The 24,855-nt window shown below is 39.8% G+C and carries 25 protein-coding genes and 1 riboswitch; of the genes, 10 read left to right on the top strand and 15 right to left on the bottom strand.

The window, feature by feature from the left end; all coding sequences use genetic code 11:
• Positions 1-18: 18 nt before the first annotated feature.
• Together hydA and ASU35_RS05485 are read right to left on the bottom strand one after the other, a co-directional pair.
• Positions 19-1,404, bottom strand: coding sequence for a dihydropyrimidinase (hydA, locus tag ASU35_RS05490; RefSeq protein WP_058352046.1), 1,386 nt, complete (start codon positions 1,402-1,404; stop codon positions 19-21).
• A 26-nt stretch (positions 1,405-1,430) separates the two neighbouring features.
• Positions 1,431-1,982: a hypothetical protein gene (locus ASU35_RS05485; protein ID WP_058352045.1), complete on the bottom strand. Its 552-nt coding sequence runs from the start codon at positions 1,980-1,982 to the stop codon at positions 1,431-1,433.
• Positions 1,983-2,481: 499 nt separating this feature from the next.
• On the opposite strand from ASU35_RS05485, the gene ASU35_RS19670 reads away from it, so the two are divergent.
• Complete coding sequence (locus ASU35_RS19670; RefSeq protein WP_172794604.1) at positions 2,482-2,658, top strand: hypothetical protein; 177 nt, start codon at positions 2,482-2,484, stop codon at positions 2,656-2,658.
• 291 nt (positions 2,659-2,949) lie between these two features.
• Here ASU35_RS19670 and hcp read toward each other — a convergent pair whose 3' ends face one another.
• The 6 genes from hcp to ASU35_RS05460 form a co-directional block, all read right to left on the bottom strand.
• A complete protein-coding gene (hcp, locus tag ASU35_RS05480) occupies positions 2,950-4,542 on the bottom strand; it encodes a hydroxylamine reductase (protein ID WP_172794603.1) in 1,593 nt (530 codons plus the stop codon).
• 82 nt (positions 4,543-4,624) lie between these two features.
• A complete protein-coding gene (locus ASU35_RS05475) occupies positions 4,625-5,323 on the bottom strand; it encodes a response regulator (RefSeq protein ID WP_058352044.1) in 699 nt (232 codons plus the stop codon).
• On the bottom strand, positions 5,316-6,368 hold the full coding sequence (locus tag ASU35_RS05470; protein ID WP_058352043.1) for a sensor histidine kinase: 1,053 nt from the start codon (positions 6,366-6,368) through the stop codon (positions 5,316-5,318). Before ASU35_RS05470 ends, ASU35_RS05475 begins: the two co-directional genes overlap by 8 nt.
• Positions 6,369-6,395: 27 nt before the next feature.
• On the bottom strand, positions 6,396-6,563 hold the full coding sequence (locus ASU35_RS19150; protein WP_156059360.1) for a hypothetical protein: 168 nt from the start codon (positions 6,561-6,563) through the stop codon (positions 6,396-6,398).
• Positions 6,564-6,579: 16 nt separating this feature from the next.
• Positions 6,580-7,227, bottom strand: a complete 648-nt coding sequence (locus ASU35_RS05465; RefSeq protein ID WP_058352042.1) for a potassium channel family protein — start codon at positions 7,225-7,227, stop codon at positions 6,580-6,582.
• Between the two features lie 13 nt (positions 7,228-7,240).
• Complete coding sequence (locus ASU35_RS05460; protein WP_058352041.1) at positions 7,241-8,590, bottom strand: TrkH family potassium uptake protein; 1,350 nt, start codon at positions 8,588-8,590, stop codon at positions 7,241-7,243.
• 198 nt (positions 8,591-8,788) lie between these two features.
• Here ASU35_RS05460 and fic point away from each other — a divergent pair, with 198 nt between their 5' ends.
• Positions 8,789-9,394, top strand: coding sequence for a protein adenylyltransferase Fic (fic, locus tag ASU35_RS05455; RefSeq protein WP_058352040.1), 606 nt, complete (start codon positions 8,789-8,791; stop codon positions 9,392-9,394).
• Positions 9,395-9,469: 75 nt separating this feature from the next.
• On the opposite strand, the gene ASU35_RS05450 is transcribed toward fic, so the two are convergent.
• The 3 genes from ASU35_RS05450 to ASU35_RS05440 form a co-directional block, all read right to left on the bottom strand.
• Positions 9,470-10,180: a hypothetical protein gene (locus ASU35_RS05450; protein WP_058352039.1), complete on the bottom strand. Its 711-nt coding sequence runs from the start codon at positions 10,178-10,180 to the stop codon at positions 9,470-9,472.
• A gap of 160 nt (positions 10,181-10,340) precedes the next feature.
• Complete coding sequence (locus ASU35_RS05445) at positions 10,341-11,615, bottom strand: sensor histidine kinase (protein WP_058352038.1); 1,275 nt, start codon at positions 11,613-11,615, stop codon at positions 10,341-10,343.
• Complete coding sequence (locus ASU35_RS05440; RefSeq protein ID WP_058352037.1) at positions 11,602-12,330, bottom strand: LytR/AlgR family response regulator transcription factor; 729 nt, start codon at positions 12,328-12,330, stop codon at positions 11,602-11,604. The genes ASU35_RS05445 and ASU35_RS05440 overlap by 14 nt, the downstream gene beginning before the upstream one ends.
• A gap of 102 nt (positions 12,331-12,432) precedes the next feature.
• Between ASU35_RS05440 and ASU35_RS05435 the strand changes: the two genes are divergently transcribed.
• Positions 12,433-13,164, top strand: a complete 732-nt coding sequence (locus ASU35_RS05435) for a fibronectin type III domain-containing protein (RefSeq protein WP_058352036.1) — start codon at positions 12,433-12,435, stop codon at positions 13,162-13,164.
• A gap of 70 nt (positions 13,165-13,234) precedes the next feature.
• On the opposite strand, the gene ASU35_RS05430 is transcribed toward ASU35_RS05435, so the two are convergent.
• Genes ASU35_RS05430 through metK form a run of 4 tightly spaced genes read right to left on the bottom strand, consistent with a single transcriptional unit; the run spans position 13,235 to position 16,887 of the window.
• Complete coding sequence (locus ASU35_RS05430) at positions 13,235-14,047, bottom strand: MetQ/NlpA family ABC transporter substrate-binding protein (protein WP_058352035.1); 813 nt, start codon at positions 14,045-14,047, stop codon at positions 13,235-13,237.
• A 22-nt stretch (positions 14,048-14,069) separates the two neighbouring features.
• The gene (locus tag ASU35_RS05425; protein ID WP_058352034.1) at positions 14,070-14,708 is read right to left on the bottom strand and encodes a methionine ABC transporter permease; all 639 of its coding nucleotides are present in this window, start codon (positions 14,706-14,708) and stop codon (positions 14,070-14,072) included.
• The gene (locus ASU35_RS05420; RefSeq protein WP_058352033.1) at positions 14,708-15,676 is read right to left on the bottom strand and encodes a methionine ABC transporter ATP-binding protein; all 969 of its coding nucleotides are present in this window, start codon (positions 15,674-15,676) and stop codon (positions 14,708-14,710) included. The genes ASU35_RS05425 and ASU35_RS05420 overlap by 1 nt, the downstream gene beginning before the upstream one ends.
• Positions 15,677-15,699: 23 nt before the next feature.
• Entirely contained in the window at positions 15,700-16,887 is a 1,188-nt protein-coding gene (gene metK / locus ASU35_RS05415) for a methionine adenosyltransferase (RefSeq protein WP_058352032.1), read from the bottom strand.
• Positions 16,888-16,989: 102 nt separating this feature from the next.
• Positions 16,990-17,087, bottom strand: a riboswitch (SAM riboswitch).
• Positions 17,088-17,246: 159 nt separating this feature from the next.
• Here metK and ASU35_RS05410 point away from each other — a divergent pair.
• The 7 genes from ASU35_RS05410 to ASU35_RS05375 all read left to right on the top strand — a co-directional run bounded on the left by ASU35_RS05410 (position 17,247) and on the right by ASU35_RS05375 (position 24,792).
• On the top strand, positions 17,247-18,758 hold the full coding sequence (locus tag ASU35_RS05410; RefSeq protein WP_058352031.1) for a sensor histidine kinase: 1,512 nt from the start codon (positions 17,247-17,249) through the stop codon (positions 18,756-18,758).
• Positions 18,755-19,444, top strand: a complete 690-nt coding sequence (locus ASU35_RS05405; protein ID WP_058352030.1) for a response regulator transcription factor — start codon at positions 18,755-18,757, stop codon at positions 19,442-19,444. The genes ASU35_RS05410 and ASU35_RS05405 overlap by 4 nt, the downstream gene beginning before the upstream one ends.
• A gap of 194 nt (positions 19,445-19,638) precedes the next feature.
• The gene (locus tag ASU35_RS05400; protein ID WP_147525388.1) at positions 19,639-20,856 is read left to right on the top strand and encodes a site-specific integrase; all 1,218 of its coding nucleotides are present in this window, start codon (positions 19,639-19,641) and stop codon (positions 20,854-20,856) included.
• Positions 20,857-21,315: 459 nt separating this feature from the next.
• Positions 21,316-22,086, top strand: a complete 771-nt coding sequence (locus ASU35_RS05390) for a plasmid recombination protein (protein WP_058352027.1) — start codon at positions 21,316-21,318, stop codon at positions 22,084-22,086.
• Positions 22,087-22,280: 194 nt separating this feature from the next.
• The gene (locus ASU35_RS05385) at positions 22,281-22,718 is read left to right on the top strand and encodes a LytTR family DNA-binding domain-containing protein (RefSeq protein ID WP_058352026.1); all 438 of its coding nucleotides are present in this window, start codon (positions 22,281-22,283) and stop codon (positions 22,716-22,718) included.
• A 13-nt stretch (positions 22,719-22,731) separates the two neighbouring features.
• Positions 22,732-23,166: a DUF3021 domain-containing protein gene (locus ASU35_RS05380; protein WP_058352025.1), complete on the top strand. Its 435-nt coding sequence runs from the start codon at positions 22,732-22,734 to the stop codon at positions 23,164-23,166.
• 363 nt (positions 23,167-23,529) lie between these two features.
• A complete protein-coding gene (locus tag ASU35_RS05375) occupies positions 23,530-24,792 on the top strand; it encodes an O-acetylhomoserine aminocarboxypropyltransferase/cysteine synthase family protein (RefSeq protein ID WP_058352024.1) in 1,263 nt (420 codons plus the stop codon).
• Positions 24,793-24,855: the final 63 nt, after the last annotated feature.

Below are 24,855 nucleotides of genomic sequence, written 5' to 3'. Positions count from 1 at the left end.
TGTACACAAACTCTGTTTTTACATTACTTTATCTGTATACGGTTTGCGATGAAGGAATCTTCCTGCTCCCTTCTCTCCAAGGAACTTGTGATCTTTTACAATTATTTTTCCTCTCTGCATTACCAGAGAAATATCGCCCTGAATCACGGTTCCCTCATAAGCGGTATAATCACCGGCACCATGCATATTGGATTCTTTAATCTGCATAGAAGCATCCGGATCAATCATGACAAGATCCGCATCTGTTCCCGGCTGAATCGTGCCCTTTTCCGGCATCAATCCATAAATCCGACACGGATTGGTACATAATAATTTTACCAGCTGGTTGATCGTAATTCTTCCTTTTCTGACACCTTCTGAATACATCAGCATCAGGCGCTCTTCCACTCCCGGAGCCCCGTTTGGGCATGCCGTGAAATCATCTTTTCCCATCTGCTTTTCAATCCCATAGTTAAACGGACAATGATCTGTTGCAACGACCTGAATCGAACCATCTGCAAGCCCCTCCCACAGAGCCTCACAGTCTTCTCTTGTTCGAAGAGGCGGTGACATGATATATTTCAAACCATCTTCTCTCTCATAACATTCTTCTGTTAATAGCAGATACTGTGGACAAGTCTCTACAAGAATATTCTTCTGTCCTCTTCTTCTGGCTTCACGAACGGCCTCAAGGCTTTCCTTACAGGAAAGATGCACAATATAGACCGGTGCATCACCCGCTATATGAGCAAGTTTCAATACTCGTTCGACTGCCTCTGCCTCTGCAAGATTTGGACGGCTCTTTGCATGATAAATCGGTGCTGTTTTTCCCTCTTCTTTATATTTCTTCTTCAGGAATTCAACCACGTCATGATTCTCACAGTGGAAGGCCGTAATCCCGTTGATCTCTTTCATCTTCATAAGAATCTGAAGAACATCTGCATCATTTAATTTAAATCCATAGGTCAAATAAGCTTTTACACTCGGAATTCCATCCTGCACCATTGTCTCCAGCTCATCCAAAATTTCCTGGTCGACATGCTGCGCCACACCATGCAGGCCATAATCAATCACAGCCTTTCCTTTCGCCAGTTTTTTATAGACATCAGCCTGATAATGCAGCGGAATCCCTGCCGGTCCAAATGCCATATGATCCACAATAGAAGTAGTTCCTCCGCAGGCAGCTGCCACGGTACCATCATAGAAATCATCTACCGCTCTTGCGATCCCCACATCCAAATCCATATGTGTATGTACATCCACCGCACCAGGCAGCACATATTTTCCTTCTGCATCAATAATCTTTGCATCTTCTGACTTCAGATTTTTACCGATACACACAATTTTTTCATCTTCAATCAGAAGATCGGATAAATAACTTTCATTTTCTGTAACAATCTGTCCATTCTTCACTAATATCTTCATAAACTCAGCTACCTCCTTTTTATTTTTTAGTTATTTTCAATCACAAGAAGTCCGCACAGCTTGCTTTCCGACTCACCCGGAACGGCCTTTACCATCGTCACTACCTCATCTTTCGAATACAAAGCACATCCCATATCTAACCAGACTTCCCCCTCAGGAGCCGCAAAAGCTTTTTGGTAACATAATGCCAAACGTCTGCTGTCCGGTTCATTGTCACCTGTTTCCTGATAATGATACACCATCTTTCCCCGATCATCAAATACTGCCACATCAGAAACTGCCTCTATAATCTGTGTATAATCCGAAAACCATTCCTGCATCGTTTCTGTGCTTGAGGAATCACCTGTAAGCATAGCTTCTTTTAGCTGCTCTTCGACAGTCCGCTCTGCGAACTTGGCGACATTCAATACCCAGAAATTAATATTGATATCAATTCGGTTGATTGTATCTGACATCTCATTCTTTTTATTTTCAATCACCATAATTCTTGATGACTCATAAGACTGGACACCAATGCTAAAGCCCAGTACGATGACCATTACTGCAAACATGATGACCAGTTTCTTCCGGACTGACATTTGATTTCCCTCGTTTCATATAATTTGGGATTCTGCACCAGCTTCCAGATTATTTTTTCTACCGCATCATTCACCTTATCTTCACTCCATTGTTTGCGATAGCTGTAGTTATGCCCATCCATCCGTTTCCGATGCTTGCATTACGTCCAAATCGGGAAAGCTTAAATACCAGCACAAGCTGTACATCATCTAAGCTCTCAAATTTCCCGAATCAAATATTGCATTTATCATATACTTCTATGTTCACCTCTGTCACCTGCAATTCTTATTCCTATTTTTCACATAATACTATACGTATGCTATCGTCCCAACTAAATATTATCATTTGTTCCAACTCTATTCAATATCTATTCTTCACAAATTTTCCAGGAATTATTTTTATTTCCGTCATTAAGCATTCCTCACAGACACTGTGTTTTCACCATCGCCATAGAGCTTTTCCCTTTCTTTCTGCAGAATTGGGAACTTCTTAACTGTCTATGAAACGGAGGTTTGTGTCATGAACAAGCATACAGAAAAACTACGCAAAAACTACATTGAAAATCCACCTGAAGGCATGACTTCTGAGGAAATCCGCTCAATGAGTGATGATGACCTTCTGAATATGGATTATTTCCTAAACGAAGAAGACTTTGATTTCGGCGAAGAAGGAGAAGAAGGATTCTACATCTTCTAATCATAATCGTCTTCTTTGTGTGCCCACCTTCCGACGGGCTATTTTCCTTTCGAAGTTCTCCGAGAGGAGAGCTTTCCTGCAAAGCGAAAAAAGTGTTGGTACAATACCAACACTTTTTTCTGTCGTCTGAATTTTAACAAATCTACAATCCAAAATTCCAAATCATCCACACAGACCTATAGTCTAGTAAAAACCAAAGCAGGACAGATGGTTTTGCTCGGCTAGGTCTTTTCCTGGAATGATACGAAATTCGCTCCTGTCCATATACAGCATGAGGCTTACCTGCCCCTTTTAGCTCAATATTTTCTTTAAATCCTCTTCCGGTGTACTGATTGGCGAAATATTATAATTTTCTACCAGATAGCTTAAAATATTCGGTGAAATAAAGGCCGGAAGCGTAGGTCCCAAATATATATTTTTAATTCCCAGATGTAAAAGGGTTAAAAGGATGCATACCGCCTTCTGTTCATACCAGGAAAGTACCATGGATAGCGGAAGCTCGTTGACAGAGCAGTTAAAAGCTTCTGCGAGGGCTACAGCTACTTTGATGGCACTATACGCATCATTGCACTGCCCCATATCCATAATCCTTGGAAGACCTCCGATTTCCCCCAAATCCAAATCATTAAAACGATATTTTCCACATGCCAGAGTGAGAATAATAGAATCCTTCGGCGTTTTCTTTACAAACTCGGTATAATAATTTCTTCCAGTTCTAGCACCGTCACAGCCACCTACCAGGAAGAAATGAGAAATCTCTCCCTTTTTCACAGCTTCAATAACCTTATCTGCTACAGAAAGAACCGTTCCATGAGAAAATCCGGTTATCACTGTCGTTCCACCATTGATACCGGTAAACTGGGTGTCTTCCTTATAGCCTCCCAGCTCGAGAGCCTTTTCAATCACTGGTGTAAAGTCCTTATCTTCCCCGATATGCACCATCTCCGGATAAGAAACTACCTCTGTTGTAAATACCCGGTCAGCATAGCTTTCCTTAACCGGCATCAGACAGTTGGTTGTATAGAGAATCGGTGCCGGAAGGTGAGCAAATTCCTTCTGCTGATTCTGCCATGCCGTTCCAAAATTCCCCTTCAAATGCGGGTATTTCTTTAACAGTGGATAGGCATGAGCCGGTAGCATTTCACCATGGGTGTAGATATTAATTCCTTTACCCTCTGTTTGCTCCAAAAGCTTCTTTAAATCATACAGGTCATGACCGGTAATTACAATAAATGGTCCCTTTTCTATCATTAGAGACACCTTTGTTGGTACTGGTGTTCCATAGGTCTGTGTATTTGCTTTATCCAAAAGCTCCATGCACCTTAAATTAATCTCACCAACCTCAAGAACGATCGGAAGCAGCTCCTCCATTCCCATGTCATAGCCAACCACAGACAGGGCCTTATAGAAAAAGGCATCCACCGCTGCATCACTATATCCCAGCACCAGAGCGTGATAAGCGTAAGCTGCCATACCACGGATACCAAATAAAATCAAAGATTTTAAAGAGCGGATGTCCTCATTGTCTGTCCACAGCTTCTCCATGTCATAATCATCTGTATTTCCACATCTTGCAGCACAATCCGCACAGCCTGGGGAAATTCGCTGTTTCTCTCTTTGCACCTCATCAATCAACTGCTGAATCGTTTCATCGTTAAAGCTTACATTTGTAATCGTTGTAAACAAGCCCTGGATAATCAGCCTTGTTGTTTCTTCCGTATGAGGATTGCTGCTGCAGGTTTTTGCAAGACCAATCAAGGCCCCTGTCAGCTTATCCTGAAGTCCGGCTGTCCGACTTGTTTTACCACAGACTCCGGCATTTCCGGTACAGCCGCTGCAGCCTGCCGTCTGTTCACATTGAAAACAAAACATTTTATGTTCCATAGAAATAACTCCTCCTTTTTTAAGTCTATTCTACTCAAAAAAGCGGAGGAGTTATGTTGTTTTTCCAACACTGGAAAAATTTTTAAATTTTCAGCATACGATACCCCACACCCACATGAGTCTGGAAATAAACTGGGCTGGAGGAATCCGGTTCTATTTTTTTTCGCAGGGTTGCCATAAAGACCCTAAGAGAAGCCACATCATTGTCCCAGGCGCTTCCCCAGATTTCTCTTGTAATATAGTTATGTGTTAATACCTTTCCTACATTTTTGGCAAGCAAGCATAAAAGCTTATATTCTGATGGAGTCAGGTGCAGCTCCTTGTCTTCCATATACACACAGCCTGCTGCATAATCAATTTTCAGACTCCCATTCGTAAAAACAGAGGCCTGTATCATATCACTTATCCCTGTATCATTAAGACGCCGAAAGGTCACACGAAGTCTTGCTAAAAGCTCCTCTACGGAAAATGGCTTTGTCAAATAATCATCAGCTCCGGCATCCAGGGCTTCTATCTTATCTGAATCTTCACTTCTGGCACTAATTACAATAATCGGTGTCTTAGTCCAAGTACGGATTCGTTCGATTACTTCTATTCCATCCATATCCGGTAGCCCCAGATCAAGTAAAATCACCTCTGGGTTGTAGGAAGCAGTCTCCCGGATAGCAGCCTCACCTGTCGCTGCTGTCTTAAAACGGTAATTATGAGTCTCTAGCGTTGTCGTAATCAGATTGCGAACTGCTGTATCATCCTCAACTACCAGAATTAACGCTTTATTCATGTAATGTAACCTCCTCTATCGGCAGCGTAAATGTAAATACCGAGCCATGAGGCTCATTATCCTTTACATAAATACTTCCCCCATGAGCTGTAACAATAGATTTACATAGAAAGAGTCCCAGTCCCAAGCTTCGCCGGCTGTCTGCCACCTTGGAATCCGCCGTATAGAACATATCAAAAATACTCTCTTTTTCCTCCTCTGAAATCCCTTTTCCATTGTCACTTACTGTCACAACTGCCAGTTTTCCCTCCTGATGAGCTTCTATTACTATTTTTGAACCCTCCGGGGTATATTTTATCGCATTATCTACCAGATTGATAATCACCTGGATAATCAACCTGGCATCTATTTTCACAATTAAAAAAGCATCGCTGGACTTCATTTGTATATTATGCTCGCAGGATTTTCTGTCTATATGGTGCAGAGCCTCAGCAATCACCTCATCTAAAAGCTCCGTTGTCGGACGAAGCTTCATCGTTCCATCCTCCAGCCGCGTTACAGAAAGAAGATTTTCCACCAGGGTAATCAGCCAAAGAGAATCATCATAAATATCCTCATATAGCTGCATCCGTTTTTCTTTACTTATATTATCTTCATTAGAAAGCAAAATACCTGCATTTCCTGAAATCGAGGTCAGCGGTGTCCTAAGATCATGGGATATGGACCGTAAAAGATTGGCCCTCAGCTGCTCATTCTGAGCCAAAAGTGCCGTTTCCGTCAGCTGCCTCGCCTGAGATTTCACCTGAGCCGTCATAGAACTGGTCAAAAAGGCTGCAATCAGCATAATGACAAAAGTCGCCGGATATCCGGTATCATAGGCATTAAAACTGAACTGCGGTTCAATAAATAAAAAGTTAAATAAAAGAACACTAATAACCGAAGTTACCATGCTGTATATTCTCCTTGAAGTCGTCACCGCCGTAACCAGCACTCCCAGAATATAAACTGTAATAATATTTGCTTCACTAAACCCGATGCTGTAAAACAGAAAACCAATTCCTGACGAAATCATAAGAATAATAACACTTTTGAAAAAATCAACCATCTTATTATCTCCCACTTTTTTGTTCTTCTATTTTATCTCATTTTCGAATACACTTCCAGCCTCATTTTTATCCATATCTGGCATCTCCTCTTCAGAAAATGTCACATCCTCTAAAAAGCCTCCCAGCCTTCCAATCACATAAAAGCCAAAGGCACCCAATCCCAGTATTATCAAAGTCAAAAGCAGGGTTTTCATAGCCTTCGCCCCCTTTTTATAAATGAAAGCATCTATGTATATTTTTATTTTTTCCGATTACGAGAATGGTTTCTCCTTCAGAAAAGCTGTATTCCGGCGTCAGCTCTGGATTTAGATATCCATCTTTTTTAACAGCTATAACATTTAACTGGTATCGCTTTCTTATGTCTATCTGCTGCACGCTCTTTCCTATCCACTGTTCTGGTACCTCTACTTCAAAGATGGAATAATCAGCATTCAGTTCAATATAATCAAATACATGATTCGAGCTGTAGCGGATAGCAGTCCAGAGTGCCAGCTGCTTTTCCGGATAAACGATGTGGTCTGCTCCATTCCTGAGAAGGAATTTAGCATGTACATCCCTTGCTGCCCGGGATACTACAAGCTTCGCTCCCAGCTCCTTTAAAAGAGACGTTGTCTCCAGCGAGCTCTGGAAATTATCTCCGATTGCCACGATGCAGACATCAAAATTATTAATTCCCAGAGATTTTAAAAAATTCTCATCTGTACTATCGCCTATCTGGGAATTCGTTACAAAGGGAAGAGCCGCCTGTACCCGCTCTTCATCTTTATCCACTGCCAATACCTCATGTCCCATCTCATCCAGCTTCCTTGCTGCATGTCTCCCAAATCTCCCCAATCCAATCAGTAAAATCGATTTCATACTAAAAGCTCCTTTAACCAACGTTTATTTTTTCTTCTGGAAAATGTGAATGATAGCTTCCTTTTTTGGAAATGACTGCATACACCAGAGTAAGACATCCGACTCTTCCAAAAAACATCAATCCTATTAAAATAATCTGTGATATAGCTCCCAGCTGGGATGTAATACCTAGAGACAGTCCCACGGTTGCAATAGCCGAAGCCGCTTCAAATAAAGAAGACAAAAGTGGAATCCCTTCAATTCCGCAAATCAGCATGCCTCCTGTCAGGAATAAAAGCATATAAATAGCAAAAATAGCTACGGCATTATGTACAGACTCCGAGGAAAGCCTTCGTCCAAAGCATTCCGCTGTATCCTTTTTTCTAAATACCGCTGTCATAGTCATCGCCAATACCGCCAGTGTCGTTACCTTGAAGCCTCCAGCCGTCGAACCGGAGGAACCACCAATCAGCATTAGAAAAATTGTAATCAGCTGTCCCGGCTCTGATATTTTACTCAAATCAATCGTATTAAAGCCCGCTGTTCTAGGCGTCACTGAATGGAACAAAGAAGCCAAAAGCCTTTCTAAAAGGCTCATATCCTGCCATTTTTTCTGTCCAAATTCAATAAAAAAGAAATAGAGTGTTGGCAAGGTAATCAATACTACCGTAGTCAGAAGCACTACCTTGCTCTGCATCCTGTACTTTCTCCACTGAAAGCGGTTTTTCCGTATATCCTCCCAGGTCAGGAAGCCAATACCACCAATAATAATCAAAAGCATAATTGGCACATTAATAAAAGGATTGGCCGAAAAATACATGAGTGAGGTCTTACCCTGAATCTCTCCCATCAAGTCAAAGCCGGCATTACAAAAGGACGATATGGAATGAAACAGTGAGTACCATATTCCCTTAAGCCAGCCAAATTCCATACCAAAGGACAAATACAGACTTATCGCTCCTATAAACTCTATAAAAAATGTCGTCTTCAAAATAAACACTGTCAGCTTTACAATCCCACCTACTCTATGGGCTGATATGGCTTCCTGCAGTGTACTTCGCTGCATCAAACCAATTTTTCTACCAGAAAGCATAGCAATCGCAATCGCTACGGTTACTACCCCCATACCTCCTATCTGAATCAGTAAAAGAATAACTGCCTGTCCAAAAAAAGACCAGTACTGTGCCGTATTGTGAAGCACCAGCCCCGTCACGCAGGCTGCCGAGGTAGCAGTAAATAATGCATCTAAAAAGCTGGCTCCCTTTAAATCATTAGTCGCTATCGGCAGCATTAAAAGAAAGCTCCCAAGCAATATAACAAGAAAAAAGCCCAGTATAATCAACTGAAAAGATGAAATATACCGGTTCAGCTTCTGAATTCCCATAATACACGCTCCAAATCTCATTTCGTGTACTTATTATAATCCCGATTGCATTAAGTCCATATTAACGTTTTAGAAATAGTATTAAGATTGTATAAAGAAAAATGAGAATAAAATAGACGCTAAATCTAACAGCCGTTGAATCCTCCGCAATCAAATGGTACAATATAATAATAAACCATTTGATTGCGGAGGTTCCTTATGGCACTTGAAAATAAATTAGGTCTTGATGATTCTTCTGCCCTTGCCCGCGAAGAAGAACGCATAAGCAAAAGAAAAGCTATTGAGCTTTTTGAAAACAGCATACTTGATAAGCTAGAAGCAGGTAAGTTTTCTTCTTTAAGAGCAATTCATAAGTATTTGTTTGAAGATATTTACGATTTTGCCGGTCAAATCAGAACTGTTAATATAGCCAAGGGCAATTTTAGATTTACACCGCTGATGTATTTAGAAGCAGCACTTGAAAATATAGATAAAATGCCACAGTCCACCTTCGATGAAATCATTGAAAAATATGTGGAAATGAATATTGCCCATCCTTTCCGAGAAGGCAATGGTCGAAGTACTCGTATTTGGCTTGATTTGATTTTAAAAGCTGAAATCGGTCAGGTTATTGATTGGAGCAAAGTAGATAAAGACGATTACCTGATGGCTATGGAACGCAGCCCTGTCAAGGATATTGAAATAAAGCACATTCTGAAAGCTGCACTTACCGATGAGGTAGACAGCCGTGAAGTCTATATGAGAGGAATTGACCACAGCTATTACTATGAAGGCTACACAGCCTTCAAGGCAGAAGAACTCTAATTAAGGGGGTGGTTGTAAATTGCAACCACCCCCTTGTTATCAACTACCTCCAGCCACCATGACACCCAATATATACTAATACAGCTGTTTTCCTTCTTTTGCAGAAGGTATATTTGCATACTCTCTGTTGTCAAAAATAACTGTACCATCCTCATAAATTGCCAAAAGATGAGAACCTGATTCTTCCCCAAAAAATTGTTCTATATACCATTCCATTTCTAAAAATAAATCTCTTTCCTTCCCTTTTCCGAAAAATCCAATATGGTAATCTTCATTTTCAAATAAAATCCTGCCATTTTGATACAGAGTTAATATCCGCTCCTTTTTATCATAGATAAAATGTAACTCTATTCTTTTTATATTCTCGTCAATTATTTCTTTCTTTGTAAAAATAGTTCTTTTTAATCCCCTATAATTCAAAATTTCCCTAACTTGACTCATTACTGGCTCTTCTCTTGTCATTTTGATTTCTCCATCTGAAGCATGAGCTGTAATTACTGATGTATTTCCTTCTATATTGAATGCAGTAATCTTATATACTACAAAAGAAAAAAGAAATATACTTCCCCAAGCGATAACTATAATACATCTTTTTTTCCATGACCAGCTCTGTATTTGCTCTATTTGAGAGAAAAAAATTGTGATACCCAAAAATATCAGCCACATCCAGATCATCTCATACTGACGTTTACCTGTTAACGGTATGATTTTACATACTGCCAACAGGTCTATAGTAAAAATTCCTATTAACGCTATATCTATAGCTTTTTTTAAAGAAAATTTCATTTTCTTCGTTTACCTCTTTCCCTATACATAATCGCCTCACTCAAAAGTCGTCCTCTATTTTCTACTTTTTTAAGCTTTTCTCTCTATCTATTATACTTATTTTCCCCCTTGGTGCGGACTTCGGGTACAAATGATGGAGTTGAGGGTACAAGTGATAATTTTAGCCCTCATAAGGAAGTATTACCGACGTTGAAAAGGTTTCCCCGGTGTAATCCATTCGTATTTCTCCTCCGTATTTTTCCAGAATTTTTTCAATATTAGAAAGCCCCAAACCATGCTTATTCTTATGCTTCTTTGTCGTTTTAAATCTTCCATCCTCAAAAATCAGCTCACCATCAAAAGAATTTTCAATTAGAATAATTAAATTCCCCATGCTACAGCTTATCCGCAAATCTAGCCTTTTATCTTCTGCTTTCAATGTGGCTGTAATGGCGTTATCCAGCAGATTTCCCAGTATAACAGTCATATCATAGGCTAAAATATTTAGCTCTGGCGGAACACAGACGTCCACCGCTATTTTTGTATCCGTATCATACAGCTGTTTTAGCTTAAAATTAACGATACTATCAATTACAAAATTATTCGAGCTGGAAAAGCCTTCTCCTGTCATTTCAACCAGAATTTTCCCGACATAATCCTCTATTTCATTTCCTCTGCCATTTTTATACATAGCAGACAGCATAAGCAGATGATTTTTCATATCATGCTTTAGTGCCCTTATGGACTCATTCGACTGCTTCATAATTTCAGCCTGATTCTCATAAGCGATATTCTGCTGCTCTAACATATACTTCTCATTCTTTACAGCTATGGAATTATAAATTTTTTCATCAATTAATATCATGGTTATATTTACTAGAATTAAAACAGCTCCACTAATAAGGACATTGAAAAGAGTTAAATTATCCTTTTCCAGAGAAATTGCGAATAAATACAAAGTTCCAAACAGAATAATAATAAAGGCAGCATAATAAGCAGAAGGTATCGGAAAATCCTTCCTCCTTGCATTTTTATATCTATTTAGTAAATAAGCAGTAAGCATCGTTACCGTTCGTATTAAAATTAACCCTATTCCCGAATGAAAGGTGCTGTCTTTAAGTGCCGAAATATCCATAAAACCAATACTCACTGACATTACTATTTCTATTACAAATAATATGGCATAAACAAAGGATGAAACCACTATTTTTTTCTGCAAAGAACTCTTGTAATTAAAGGAAATCCCAAAGAAAAAGCTTATAGTAAAAATCAGTGTTACCAATGGAATTTTCGTAATAAACGGCAGCACTGAGGATACGATAAAATACAACAAATACGTCAGCCTTTCTATCCTTTTATCATAGGCATCTTCCTTAAAAAAAGTATGAAAAAGCTTGTATATGGCAAAAGTAAATATGGGATTGGTTACTATATGAACTAACTCATACTCTGGCATTGTGTTTCTCCTTTTCTACGTCTATCAACATGCTTCGGATATTTTTAAGATTTCGTTGACTAATCGGAATTTCCACTCCGTTTTTCATAAATGCACTTTCCCTCGTAATACGTTCTATTTTATCAAAATTAACCAAAAATGACCCATGAGGTTCAACAAACATCGGTGATAGCTTCTCCCTTATACCTTCCAGGGTTCCATAAAACCAATCCTCGCCTCGGTTAGTTACAATTCTGATTTTCTTTCTTCTGCTTTCAAAATACAAAATATCCTTTGCATCGACCCTTACCACATCATAACCTTTTTTATATTCAAAAATTTGATTATCCAGACCGAACAATTTTATGGCAAGCCTTAAACACCTTTCTATTTTTTCATGATCAAGAGGCTTCTTTATAAAGTTCAAGGGCTGGACATCAAAAAGCTTTTGTTCATATCCATCCTTTGAGGTTATAAAAACAATCTTACTTATGTAATTATCAAATTCATTTCTTATTTTACTGCCTACCTCAATGCCTGTTGCCTCTCCCAACTCAATATCTAAAAACACCAGATCAAAGCTATATTCCTTTTCCATAAAATGAATGAGCTCTTCCCCGGAATAAAAAACCTCTATTTCCATCTCCACAGTACTTGTTTTTCCAAAATCAAATATAACCTTTTCTATTTCTGAACAAATATAGGCATCATCATCACAAATTGCTATTTTAACCACTTAATCTCGCCCCTTCTTCCGTTATAATCTCATTATACCAGAACCAAAAACATATTCCAGCATAATTCCATTGCAAATCAGCACGAATTATGCTGGAATTGTATGAAAAATTCCAAAAAGCTATGTAGTTATTTTCTCGTGTTTTGTCTGAGTATTGTTTCTGTACTTCTGCCAGCCTCCACCCAGGCTAATGCCGCTGAGGGAGAAACGCTCCTTACCTTGAAGATTGGTGATACTATCTATGAAAATGTCACCTCAGGTTCGGTGATTACCGGAGATTTTGATATTAAAGATCTGGAATTCTGGGTGCAATCAGTCAATGGACATCCCCTTGAAAATGTAGGAAATAAGTCCACCGCCACCGATGCCCAGGGAAGAAATCCTCTTGAAATTGGGACAAATAAAGAAACGGATAATTTATGGACGGTCACCCTCATCTATCATGCCGTGGATGACCCGGTAGAAGCAAACAGGGAATACGGCTTTGAGGTAGCTGGTATTGTATTTACGAATTCTAAGGATGCTACCGTAGAAGTTCCTACCGTTTCAAAAATCACCAGCTTCAAGGCTTCTTCCATGAGCAAAGCCCTGAAGCTGACCTGGAAAAAGAAAAGTGTAGATGGTTATCAGATTCAGTACAGCTTAAACAAGGATTTTAAATCAGCTAAAACCATTAAGGTATCTAAGAGCAAAACAAGCTATACTATCAAAAGCTTAAAAGCGAATAAAAAATACTATGTACGGATACGCGGCTATAAAAATTATACCGATGACTTAAATAATGAGCAGACTGTATATGGTAAATGGGTTAGCTTAAATAAGCAAACAAAGTAAAGAACAACGAAAGCCCCAGAGTTTAAGTCTCTGGGGTTTCCGTTGTTCTGATTATTATCTTTTATTATACTTAAAATACCGGAATTACTGCTCCTGCATAGGTTTCATTAATATAATTTCTTACCTCGTCCGACTGGAAGGCTTCGATAATATCCTTTACCTTCTGGCTGTCCTGAGTGCCATCCTTAACAGCAATGACGTTTCCACGAAGAGTAATTTTTTCACCTACAATTTCCTCTATGTAAAGTACATTAGAGGTGTTTCCAAGGTCTGCCTCAAGTGCATAGTTACCATTGATAATAGCTACATCCACATCCTCTAACATTCTTGGAAGTCCGCCAGCCTCGATTTCTGTAAACTGGAAGTTGTGAGGATTCTCTGTGATGTCAGCAGGTGTGATTTTTCCCTCCTCCGGAACGGCAATCAAACCGGTTTCAGCCAGTACTCGTAATGCTCTGTCCTCATTGTCCTCATCATTTGGAACTGCAATGGTTGCTCCATCCGGAAGAGAAGTCAGGTCAGCTATGCTTTTAGAATAGATACCCATTGGCTCAGCATGAATAGAAGCTACAGAAACCAAGTGCATATCTCTTTCTGCATTCTGTCCATCCATGTAGCCTAAGGTCTGGAAATAGTTGGCATCCAGTTCGCCCTCTTCCAATGCGGTATTTGGCTGAACATAATCGGTATACTCAACAATTTTTACCTCATAGCCCTTTTCCTCTAAGAGCTTTGCTGCAACCTCAGTAATATCCTTGTGAGGCACCGGGGTAACACCAATCACGATTTTCTTATCGTCCTCTGCTGCCTTCTGTGAACCACATCCAACACAGCTCACTGCGAAAATAGCTGCTAATGCAAGTGCAAGTACTCTCTTTTTCATAAACCATTCCTCCTTAACAAGTCTAACCTGATAATCTGCTATATAAATGATTGCCCAGTGCCTGGAGGCCCTGTACAAAAATAATGAGAATGACACAGGTTACAATCATCATGTCCGTTTCATAACGCTGATAGCCGTATCGAATCGCCACATCCCCCAGACCGCCGGCACCGATAGCTCCACCCATGGCAGAGTAGCCGATAATACTGATAACAGTCAGTGTAATACCGGATACGATAGACGGTACAGCTTCCTTAATCATTACCTTAAATATAATCTGGGTATTAGAGGCTCCAAAGGATTTTGCTGCCTCAATAACTCCCTTATCTACCTCCCGCAGAGCGGACTCTATAACTCTCGCTACAAAAGGAATCGCAGATACCGTAAGGGGTACGATAGCCGCTCCTACTCCATAGGATTTGCCTGCAATCGCCCGGGTAAACGGGATAATGATTACCATCAATATAATAAATGGAAAGCTTCGGAAAATATTTACCAGAAGGTCTAACACCGTATACACTGCCTTATTTGGCTTTAATCCATCACTTGCAGTAACTGTCAGGATAATCGCCGGGATAAAGCCCAGGATAACTGACAGCCCAGTAGATGCAGCTACCATAATAAGGGTTTCCTTACATGCAGTTAAAATAATATCAGCCATTAGGAAAGCACCTCCCATAAAATATCTTTTTTCTGAAGGTAAGCCGTCACTGCTTCCTTGTCCTTTTCTTCTATATTAATAACCAGGCTTCCCAAAATCTCATGACGGAATTTCTCAAGCTTACCGCCAATAATGGAAAAGTCGATATCAAGCTCCTTTGCCATTTTGGTAATGACCTGATTTTCAGAGGATGTACTAGGGAAGTACAGACGGATATTAATTCCCTCCTCCGGATAAAATTCATCCTCTTCCTCATCACCCAGAAATTTCTTTAAATGCGTATCCGGGCTTAGGAAGATGTCTCCCGGCTTGCCCTCCGCACGAATTTTTCCGCCATCAATCAGGGCAACCCTCTGGCATACCTCCTTAATAACCTCCATCTGATGGGTAACAATAACAATGGTAATTCCCAGCTGCTCATTAATCTTTAACAGCAGGGATAAAATATCCTTTGTTGTCTTTGGATCCAGTGCAGAAGTGGCCTCATCACATAAAAGGATAGCCGGGTCTAAAGCCAGAGCCCTTGCAATCGCAACTCTCTGCTTTTGTCCACCAGATAACTCCGATGGCTTTGCATATCGTTTTTCAGACAATCCAACCAGTTCTAACAGCTTATTAACCTTTTCCTTAATCTCATCCTTACCAGCACCCCAGACCTCCAGAGGAAGGGAAACATTTTCAAAAACGTTTTTCCGGTTCATAAGATTAAAATTCTGGAAAATCATACCTAAATCCTTACGAAAGCTTCTAAGCTCCTTCGGACTTAAATCCTTTACCTCCCGGCCCTTTACCTTAACACTTCCGCCAGTATAGGTTTCCAGACCATTGATACAGCGAAGAAGGGTAGATTTTCCCGCCCCGCTGTGGCCAATCAAACCGTAGATTTCTCCTTGATTGATGTGTATATTGATGTCCTTTAATACAGAAACATCGCCGAAATGTTTTTCTACATTGGTAATTTCTATCATTGCGTGCCACTCCCTGCTGCAATTTATAAATATTTCTTTAAAGTCTCTGTCTTATCTGTCTTTTCCCAAGGCAGAGCCAAATCATTTCTCCCAAAATGTCCATAGGCAGCTGTCTGCTTATAAATCGGACGGCGTAAATCCAACATCTTAATAATGCCTGCCGGCCGAAGATCAAAGTTTTCACGGATAATCTCAATAAGCTTTTCATTGGAAAGCTTTCCTGTACCGAAGGTATCTACCATAATAGAAGTCGGCTGTGCTACACCAATCGCATAGGATAGCTGAATCTCACACTTGTCAGCCAGGCCTGCTGCTACGATATTCTTTGCAACATAACGGGCTGCATAGGCTGCAGAACGGTCAACCTTAGTACAGTCCTTACCGGAAAAGGCTCCGCCGCCGTGGCGTGCATAGCCGCCGTAGGTGTCTACGATAATTTTACGGCCAGTAACGCCGCTGTCTCCATTTGGTCCGCCGATAACAAAACGGCCAGTTGGATTAATAAAGTATTTTGTCTCTTCATTTACCAGCTCCTGAGGAATCACTGCATCAATTACATACTTCTGGATATCCTTGTGAATCTGCTCTTGGCTAATCTCAGCCGCATGCTGGCTAGAAATAACAACTGCGTTAATATGCACCGGTTTACCATTTTCATCATACTCTACCGTTACCTGAGATTTTCCATCCGGACGAAGATAAGGCAGTGTGCCGTTCTTACGAACCTCTGTAAGCTTTCTGGTCAGTTTGTGAGCCAGAGAAATCGGATATGGAAGATACTCCTCTGTCTCATTGGAAGCAAATCCAAACATCATGCCCTGGTCACCAGCTCCAATTGCTTTGATATCGCTGTCAGACATGGTATGCTCCTTTGCCTCTAATGCTTTATCTACACCCATCGCGATATCGGCAGACTGCTCATCCAGTGCCACGATAACACCGCAGGTGTTGGCATCAAAGCCTTTATCGGAAGAATCATACCCAATCTCACGAATAGTATCCCGGACAATTTTCTGAATATCTACATAGCCCGTTGTTGTAACCTCTCCCATAACAAGAACCAGACCGGTTGTAATCGCTGTTTCACAGGCAACCCGGCTCATTGGATCCTGCTCCATCAGTGCATCCAACACTGCATCTGATATCTGGTCACAGATTTTATCCGGATGTCCTTCAGTAACAGACTCCGATGTGAATAATAACTTTTCCATAAATTAAAATCCTCCTTTGTGCTTTATTATTTCTCTTGAAGGAGCGATTTGCTAAAAAAGAAAAAGATCCGTATAAGACGGATCTGATTATTCTACCAAATCCTCTTATTGTTCGATTGCTCGCTTAGATTGGCACCTTCCGCTATGCGGGGTTGCCGTGGTTTCACAGAGCCTTAACTCTCCACCACTCGGAATAAGAGAAATAATAATATAAATTTGTTAAAAGTGTAAATACAGCATACACGTTTTTGCTCCATACGTCAACCCCTTTTTTATAAAAACTTTATTACCCCTTTTTTTGTGAGTATGGTATACTTATTTCATATATAGCAATAAATGTACAAATGGAGACGAATAGAATGAAAATTAAAGAACGTCTTATGGTGGCATTTCTCATCATTATAACTATACCAATCATTATGATTGCGGCTGTAGGTGGTGCTATCATCAGTCACCAGATGAATGTCATCGAAAAATCCTATAATGTAGAATCCAATACCATACAGATTTTAATCAATCCTATCCAGGTATTGAACCGGATGACCCGCGGTATCTGCAACAATATCGAAACCTGTGCCAAGGTTTCTCCAGAGAAGCTGGAGGATAGGCGGTATCTGGATGAAATTAACCGGGAGCTCAAGGAAAAATATTCCTATCTGGTGCTCCGTAAAAACGGAAGCTACGTCTATATTGGCGATGAAGCTGAGTTTTCCCCTATTGTAGAAAATATGCCGGCTTATGGTTCCGACAGCTCCGGCATCGACGGCGGCTACTATTTAAGCGGCGACCATCCATCCTTAGTAAAACAGCAGGATTTTTTAACCGCAGACAATAAAAAGGCTACTATATTTGTAATTACTGATATGGATACTATACTACCACAAATGCGATCCTCTGCAACACAAATTGCCCTTTCCTTTATTTTGATTATCTGTTTTACAGCAACCATTCTGACCCTCTGGATTTACAGCAGTATTCTAAGGCCCCTGAATACCTTAAAAACCGCTACCATTTATATGCGTGAAGGCAATCTGGATTATGAGGTAAAGGCAGAGACAGACGATGAAATTGGCGAGCTTTGCGAGGATTTTGATAAAATGCGTATCCGCTTAAAGAAGCTGATGGAAGAACGGCTTCAATACGAGGAGGAATCCCGTATCTTGATTAGCAACATTTCCCATGATTTAAAGACACCACTAACAGCAATTAAAGGCTACGCAGAAGGTATTCTGGACGGTGTCGCCGATACCCCTGAAAAAATGGACAAGTATTTAAAAACCATTTATGCCAAGGCAAGTGATATGAGTTCTCTTGTAGATGAGCTTTCCCTATATACTAAAATTGACTGCAATGCTGTTCCTTACAATTTCACCCATCTGAATCTGGAGCAATATTTTTCAGACTGTGTCAACGATTTAGCTTTTGATTTAGAGGTTAAAAACATTGAAATTGGCTATTTTAACTATGTTGACAAAAACCAGGAGATTCTGGCTGATGCAGAACAGCTAAAGCGTGTTGTAAATAATATCGTAGGAAATTCCGTAAAATATATGGATAAGAAAAAGGGCTTGATTAATATAAGAATCCAGGATGGCGGTGATTATGTTCAAGTGGAAATCGAGGACAATGGAAAGGGTATCAAAAAAGAGGACTGTACCAAAATCTTTGAACGCTTTTATCGTACTGACGCCTCCAGGAACTCTTCCCAGGGTGGCACCGGACTGGGGCTGTCCATTGCTAAAAAGGTCATTGAAGACCATGGTGGACAGATTTGGGCGGCGGGAAAGGAAGGCGTTGGTACCAACATCTTCTTTACCTTGAAAAAATGGAGTAAACAACCAGATTTATCAGAGGAGGATATTAAGAAATGAGCAGAATACTGATTATTGAGGATGAACTTGCCATTGCAGAGCTGGAAAAGGATTATCTGGAGCTTTCCCAGTTCGAGGTAGTTATTGAAACCAGAGGTGACAGCGGTCTTGAGCTTGCAATGAAGGAAAACTTTGACCTGATTATTTTAGATTTGATGCTTCCAAATGTGGATGGTTTTGAAATCTGCCGCCAGATTCGTGAGGAAAAGAATACGCCAATTATTATGGTTTCTGCCAAGAAGGATGATATTGACAAAATCCGTGGACTTGGTCTGGGAGCCGATGACTATATGACAAAGCCATTCAGTCCAAGCGAGCTTGTAGCTCGGGTTAAAGCTCATCTGGCCCGTTATGAACGGCTGATTGGCTCCGGTGTGAAAGAAAATGAAATCATAGAAATCCGCGGCATCAAGATTGACAAAACAGCCCGCCGCGTCTATATTAATGGAGAGGAAAAAACCTTTACGACAAAAGAATTTGACCTTCTAACCTTCCTGGCACAGAACCCAAACCATGTATTTACCAAGGAGGAGCTTTTCAAGGAAATCTGGGATATGGAATCCATCGGTGATATTGCAACGGTAACTGTCCATATCAAGAAAATACGGGAGAAGATAGAGGCCAATACTTCAAAGCCTCAGTATATAGAAACCATCTGGGGTGTCGGATACCGCTTTAAGGTGTAGAGGCAAGATAAAAAGCCTTGAACACCGCATAAACACTAGATAAAATCGCTTTTGTTATATGGTAATATATGATAAAATATTACCAAAAATATTACCATAGGCTGAAATTCACGAAGTAAAGGAGAACGCTATGGAAGAATTAGTATTTAATTTTGATGAAAGCGAAGTACCAAAGAAGAAAGACCTTTAAGACATTGGCAGAAGCAAGAAAGTGGCTTCATCAAATAGAAGTACAAAAGGCAGAAGCCAAAGAGAAAAAGGTCATTTACAAAAATGAGGGTATTCGTTTGGTGGATGTGGCGGATGAATTTCTGGAACTGAAACGCAAGCAAGCCAAAAAGGGAAAGATTAAAGACAGTTATGTTGAACAACTCCGCATACAGACAGACCATTTCAAAAGGTTCTTTAATGGTGAGCGTACCACATTTGTAAAGACCATACAGACCGCACAGATTGGAGCATATTTTGAATTTGAAGAAAAGCAGGGAATTTCAAGGAAGTCAATCGAGAAATACAAAACCCATTTAAAGCAGATTTGGGCATATATGCTGAAAGATAAAGTAAGGTATGGTGTAAGTGAAAATGTTGTTGAGGGTGCGGAAATTTCTGCACCGAAAAAGGAATATAAAGCCTCTGCACTTGATTACAAGCAATTAAATGAACTGATTTATGAAGCCACCACAATGGAAGACCCGAGTTTTTTGTATCTTGTTGTTATGTCTATGACACAAGGACTTAGACGAGGGGAACTGTGTGGCTTGATGTGGAAAGATATAAACTGGGAAACCAAAAGAGTTGCCATTTGCCATAATCGTGTGCAGTTGGTAACGAAAGATACAGTAAAACTGCCGAAGTGTGAAAAGGTTCGAGAGATTGAACTGCATAACGCTGGCTATACCACATTAAAGATATATAAGGAATGGCAGGAGGCTATACTTGGCAGACCAGTAGCACCCGAAGCCTTTGTTTTACAGTGGGAAATAAATTTATTACAAAACTATGTATGCCACACTGGAAAAGTATCTCGCAAGTGGAAAGAAATTTATAATTATCTCAATAAATGCCGAGTGAAAGCCAAAAAGGAAGAATTACCTTATGGCAGAATACACGACGGAAGACACACATACATTACTTTGCTATTACACGGAATTGAAAAGGACGATAAGAGCATAAGTCGATCTTTTAATTACTATACGCAACGTGCCCTTGTTTTTCATATGTACCAGACTGCATTACATTTTTCATATAATGCACACGTCATCCAATGCCGTAGCCGTTCATTATTTTTCAATAATCAAGTCGCCCTCACTTGGTTCGGCATTATTTTTGAGGTTGTCCGCCGTGGACATTTAACATTTTGTTTGCTTTGGGTGATGTTTTTTCTTATCGTACACCCATTAAAAAAGTTCTGAGGTGGTGAAGCACATCAGAACTCTATATAAAAAACTTTACAGTTTGAAACTGTCGATTGTCTTTGTAATTGCTTCACCAACTACACCCACCCAAGCGGTGGCTTTTTTAATTTATTTACTTGTCAAAAACAATATGACCGATAGAGAACAGTTTGGAGCAAAAACTTTTATAAAATTTGAAAAAAATTTTTGAAGTTCCGATTTTATCAAAAATTGATTTTTGAACGGCGGTATTTTGAAGGTTTTAGCGTTGTTTTGGGGCTATTTTTGAACAAAAAAGGCTATACAGAAGAAAATTGATTTTTAAAGATATTTTTGCCCGAAAAGTATCAAAGGCAGACCGAAGAGGAACGATAACTGAGCCCCAACTTTGCTGGCAAAGTAAAGGGGCTTATACCTTGAGGCAAGATTTAGAAGTACAGACGGTCTTGCTCCAAGTATTTGAGAGGAGGGGGAATTATGGCAAAGTTTAGTTTTCATTGTCAATGCTATAAAGCAGGGCAACTTGGAGGGATTGATAAGCATAATCGCAGATTAAACAAGAATTATATCAGCAATCCCGACATAGATACGGAACGAAGCGGACAAAACCGCATTTATATTGCACCGAAGCAATCTCTTTATAAAGATTGTAAGGAACAAATAGAAAAGCGAGTTGTGGCAAGCGGTGGCAGAATTACCAAAGCAAGTAATTGGATTTGTGAGGCGATATTTTCATACCCCGAAGAATTACCACTTGAACGCTTGGACGAATACAACGATTTAATTATAAAATATATGAATGCAAAATTTAATAATAATGTAGTGAGTGCGGTGTGTCATTTGGACGAGGGAGGCGGTGTTGACGGAAAGGGCGGACTTCCACATTTGCATTTAGATATTTTAATGATTACCGAAGACAACCGACTATCAGCCAAAACACTTATAACAAGAGATTTTATAACTTCGATGCATCGAATTATGCCTATCATACTCAAAAAACATGGTTTTAATATTGACGAATACGAAGAAACCGAAGAAAAGAAGCAGGGCGGATTGTCTGCAAAGGAATATAAGAAGAAAATGGAGCAGGAAAAAGAAGAACTTAGCAAAAAATTAGATAATATGGTAAAGGAATACAACGAATTGGCAGACCGATATAATAAACTCATTGATGATAAAGCCGAATTGGAACGAAAGAACAAAAAAAGGGCTTATGAAATAATGTATCAGCAGGAACATAGCCGATGAATCTGATTGTAAATACAGAGATATTTGATATAATTTATGTGAGATAAATTTTTAGTAGTAGAAAACCTAATTTTATAAACTACCAATTACTATATGTATTTTACCTTCTATTTTTTGCAACTTACCTAAAATCTTAAGACAAATAAAATGTTTCATTGTATTATTTCATCATCAACAGGAAAGGAGGTCGGAGAATGAAAGTAAGTGTAGAACTTTCATCTGAATACAATGAACCTTATGCAATTATTTATGCTGATAAGGTAACGGATGAAATTCAGAAAATGATAGATATACTAAGTGCTAATGAAACTCCGATAACGGCTTTGCAGAATGAGGACAACATAGTGATTTTGCAACCAGATGAAATATACATGGTTAGGGTCGAAGATGGAGATACGATAATTTTTGGAGAAAAACAAAAATTTCGTTCACGAAAGAGACTTTATGAACTTGAACAACAGTTGGGAAGACAATTTATGCAGATATCAAAATCAACATTAGTAAATTTGGCTTATATGGATAGTATTGAAGCAGGATTTAATGGCACACTTCTTTTGAAATTAAAGAATGGTTGTAAGGATTATGTATCTAGAACATATTTGCCCGAATTTAAAAAGTATCTAGGCTTGTAGGAGGTAAGGTAAGATGAAAGAAATGATGAAAGATTTAATAAAAAGTACAGTTATTAGTATAGGAATAGCAATGGTAATTTTTTGTTTTGTCGGTATGGTATTAGATATAAGCAATGGTGGAAGCTTTAGCTTAGAGAATTACCAATTCACAAAGATGGTTGTTGGATGCGTGCTTGTAGGTTTGGGATTTGGAGTTCCATCTATAGTATATAGAAATGATAATTTTCCTATGCCGATAAAAGTCATTATTCATATGGGAATAGGATGCATAGTTTATACGATGGTTGCTTTTGCAGTTGGTTGGATAGGAGGTACAACAATTATTCAGAATGTTATTATTGCAGTAATTCAATTAGCAGTAGCCTTTATGATTTGGTTTGCGTTTATGGTCTATTTTCGTAACGAAGCAAAGAAAATTAATGACAGAATTCAATCCAAGAAAGGCTAAAAGTTTAAATTTACAAAGATAGTATGCTTAATGTGTGGTATCTTTTTCTTTGCCTAAAACTCCGAAATATTTCCACAAAATTCATACAAAATATGAGTTGCTTTTGGGGTGTTATGAGTTATAATTTTTATATCAGCGAAATGGTAATATTACCACTTTTGAAAAGGCGGGGCGAATATTACCCAAAATATTACCACAGAAAAAATAAAGTAGTTTAGAAAAAGTGTGAAAAACAATTTTCTGTATAGCCAAAATCTTGTGAAAAGCCTTAAAACACCCCGAAAATAAGATAAAAAGGCTATACAGAGAAGAAAATAGCGGTGGGGTGTGCTATATCGGTTTAAAGTATAGGAGGAGTAAGAGATGCAAGATGAAACCAAATGCCTGCATTCAGGCTATACACCAGAAAACGGAGGACCTGGCGTCATGCCGATTGTCCAGAGCACTACCTACCGTTTTGATTCTACCGAGCACATTGGACAGCTTTTCGATATGCCAACTGCCCATATGTATTCCCGTTTTTCCAACCCTACCGTGGAGTGTGTGGAAAAGAAACTGGCAGACTTAGAGGGCGGTGTGGGAGCTATGTGTACCTCCTCCGGGCAGGCCGCATCCCTTTTATCCATTTTAAATTTATGTTCTGCCGGGGACAGCTTTATCAGTACCTCCACCATCTATGGAGGCACCGTTAATCTTTTTGCTGTTACCCTGAAAAAATTTGGTATTGAGTGTATTTTCGTAGATGCAGAAGCTGATGAAGAGGAGCTTCACAGGGCCTTTCAGCCAAATACCAAGGCAGTTTTTGGAGAAACCCTGGCAAACCCGGCCCTGGCTGTTTTAGATATTGAAAAATTTGCAAAAATCGCTCATGACCACCAGGTGCCATTGATTATTGACAACACCTTTGCAACCCCAATTTTATGTAAGCCAATTGAATTCGGTGCTGACATTGTTATCCATTCTACTACAAAGTATATGGATGGTCATGCCCTGCAGGTTGGCGGTGTTATCATCGACAGCGGTAATTTCGACTGGACTTGCGGCAAATTTCCTGAGTTTACCGAGCCGGATGAATCCTACCATGGAGTTGTCTATACCCGTGATTTCGGAAAGCTGGCCTATATTATCAAGGCTAGAATGCAGCTAATGAGAGACTTTGGCTGTTATCCAGCGGCACATTCTGCTTTTCTTTTAAATCTCGGCCTGGAGACTCTGGCTGTCCGTATGGAACGGTACTGCGAAAACGCGAAAAAGGTAGCCGAATATTTCAAGGCCTCCGACAAAATCGAAGAGGTTCACTACTCTGCCCTGCCTGGAGATAAATACTATAACCGTGCAAAAAAATATCTGCCAAAGGGCAGCTGTGGCGTTATCTCCATCGTTATCAAGGGTGGCAAGGCCAATGCTGTTAGGTTTATGGATGGCTTAAAGCTCGCCTCCAACGAGGTACATGTTGCTGATATCCGCACCTGCGTTTTACATCCTGCCAGTGCTACCCATCGGCAGCTGACAGATGAACAGCTGATTGCCGCAGGAGTAAATCCTGGTATGATTCGCGTTTCTGTCGGCCTGGAAAATGTGGATGATATTCTGGCTGACATCGACCAGAGTCTGGCACAAATTTAATATTCTATAAAAAAGTGTCTTCGACACATCAACTCCCCTAGCCCCTCATTCATGAGGGGAATT

This window comes from Acetivibrio ethanolgignens (assembly GCF_001461035.1).
GTDB classification, from domain to species: Bacteria; Bacillota; Clostridia; order Lachnospirales; family Lachnospiraceae; genus Velocimicrobium; species Velocimicrobium ethanolgignens.
The sequence above is the reverse complement of the archived record's forward strand: the minus strand, read 5'-3'. Positions and strand labels throughout refer to the sequence as shown.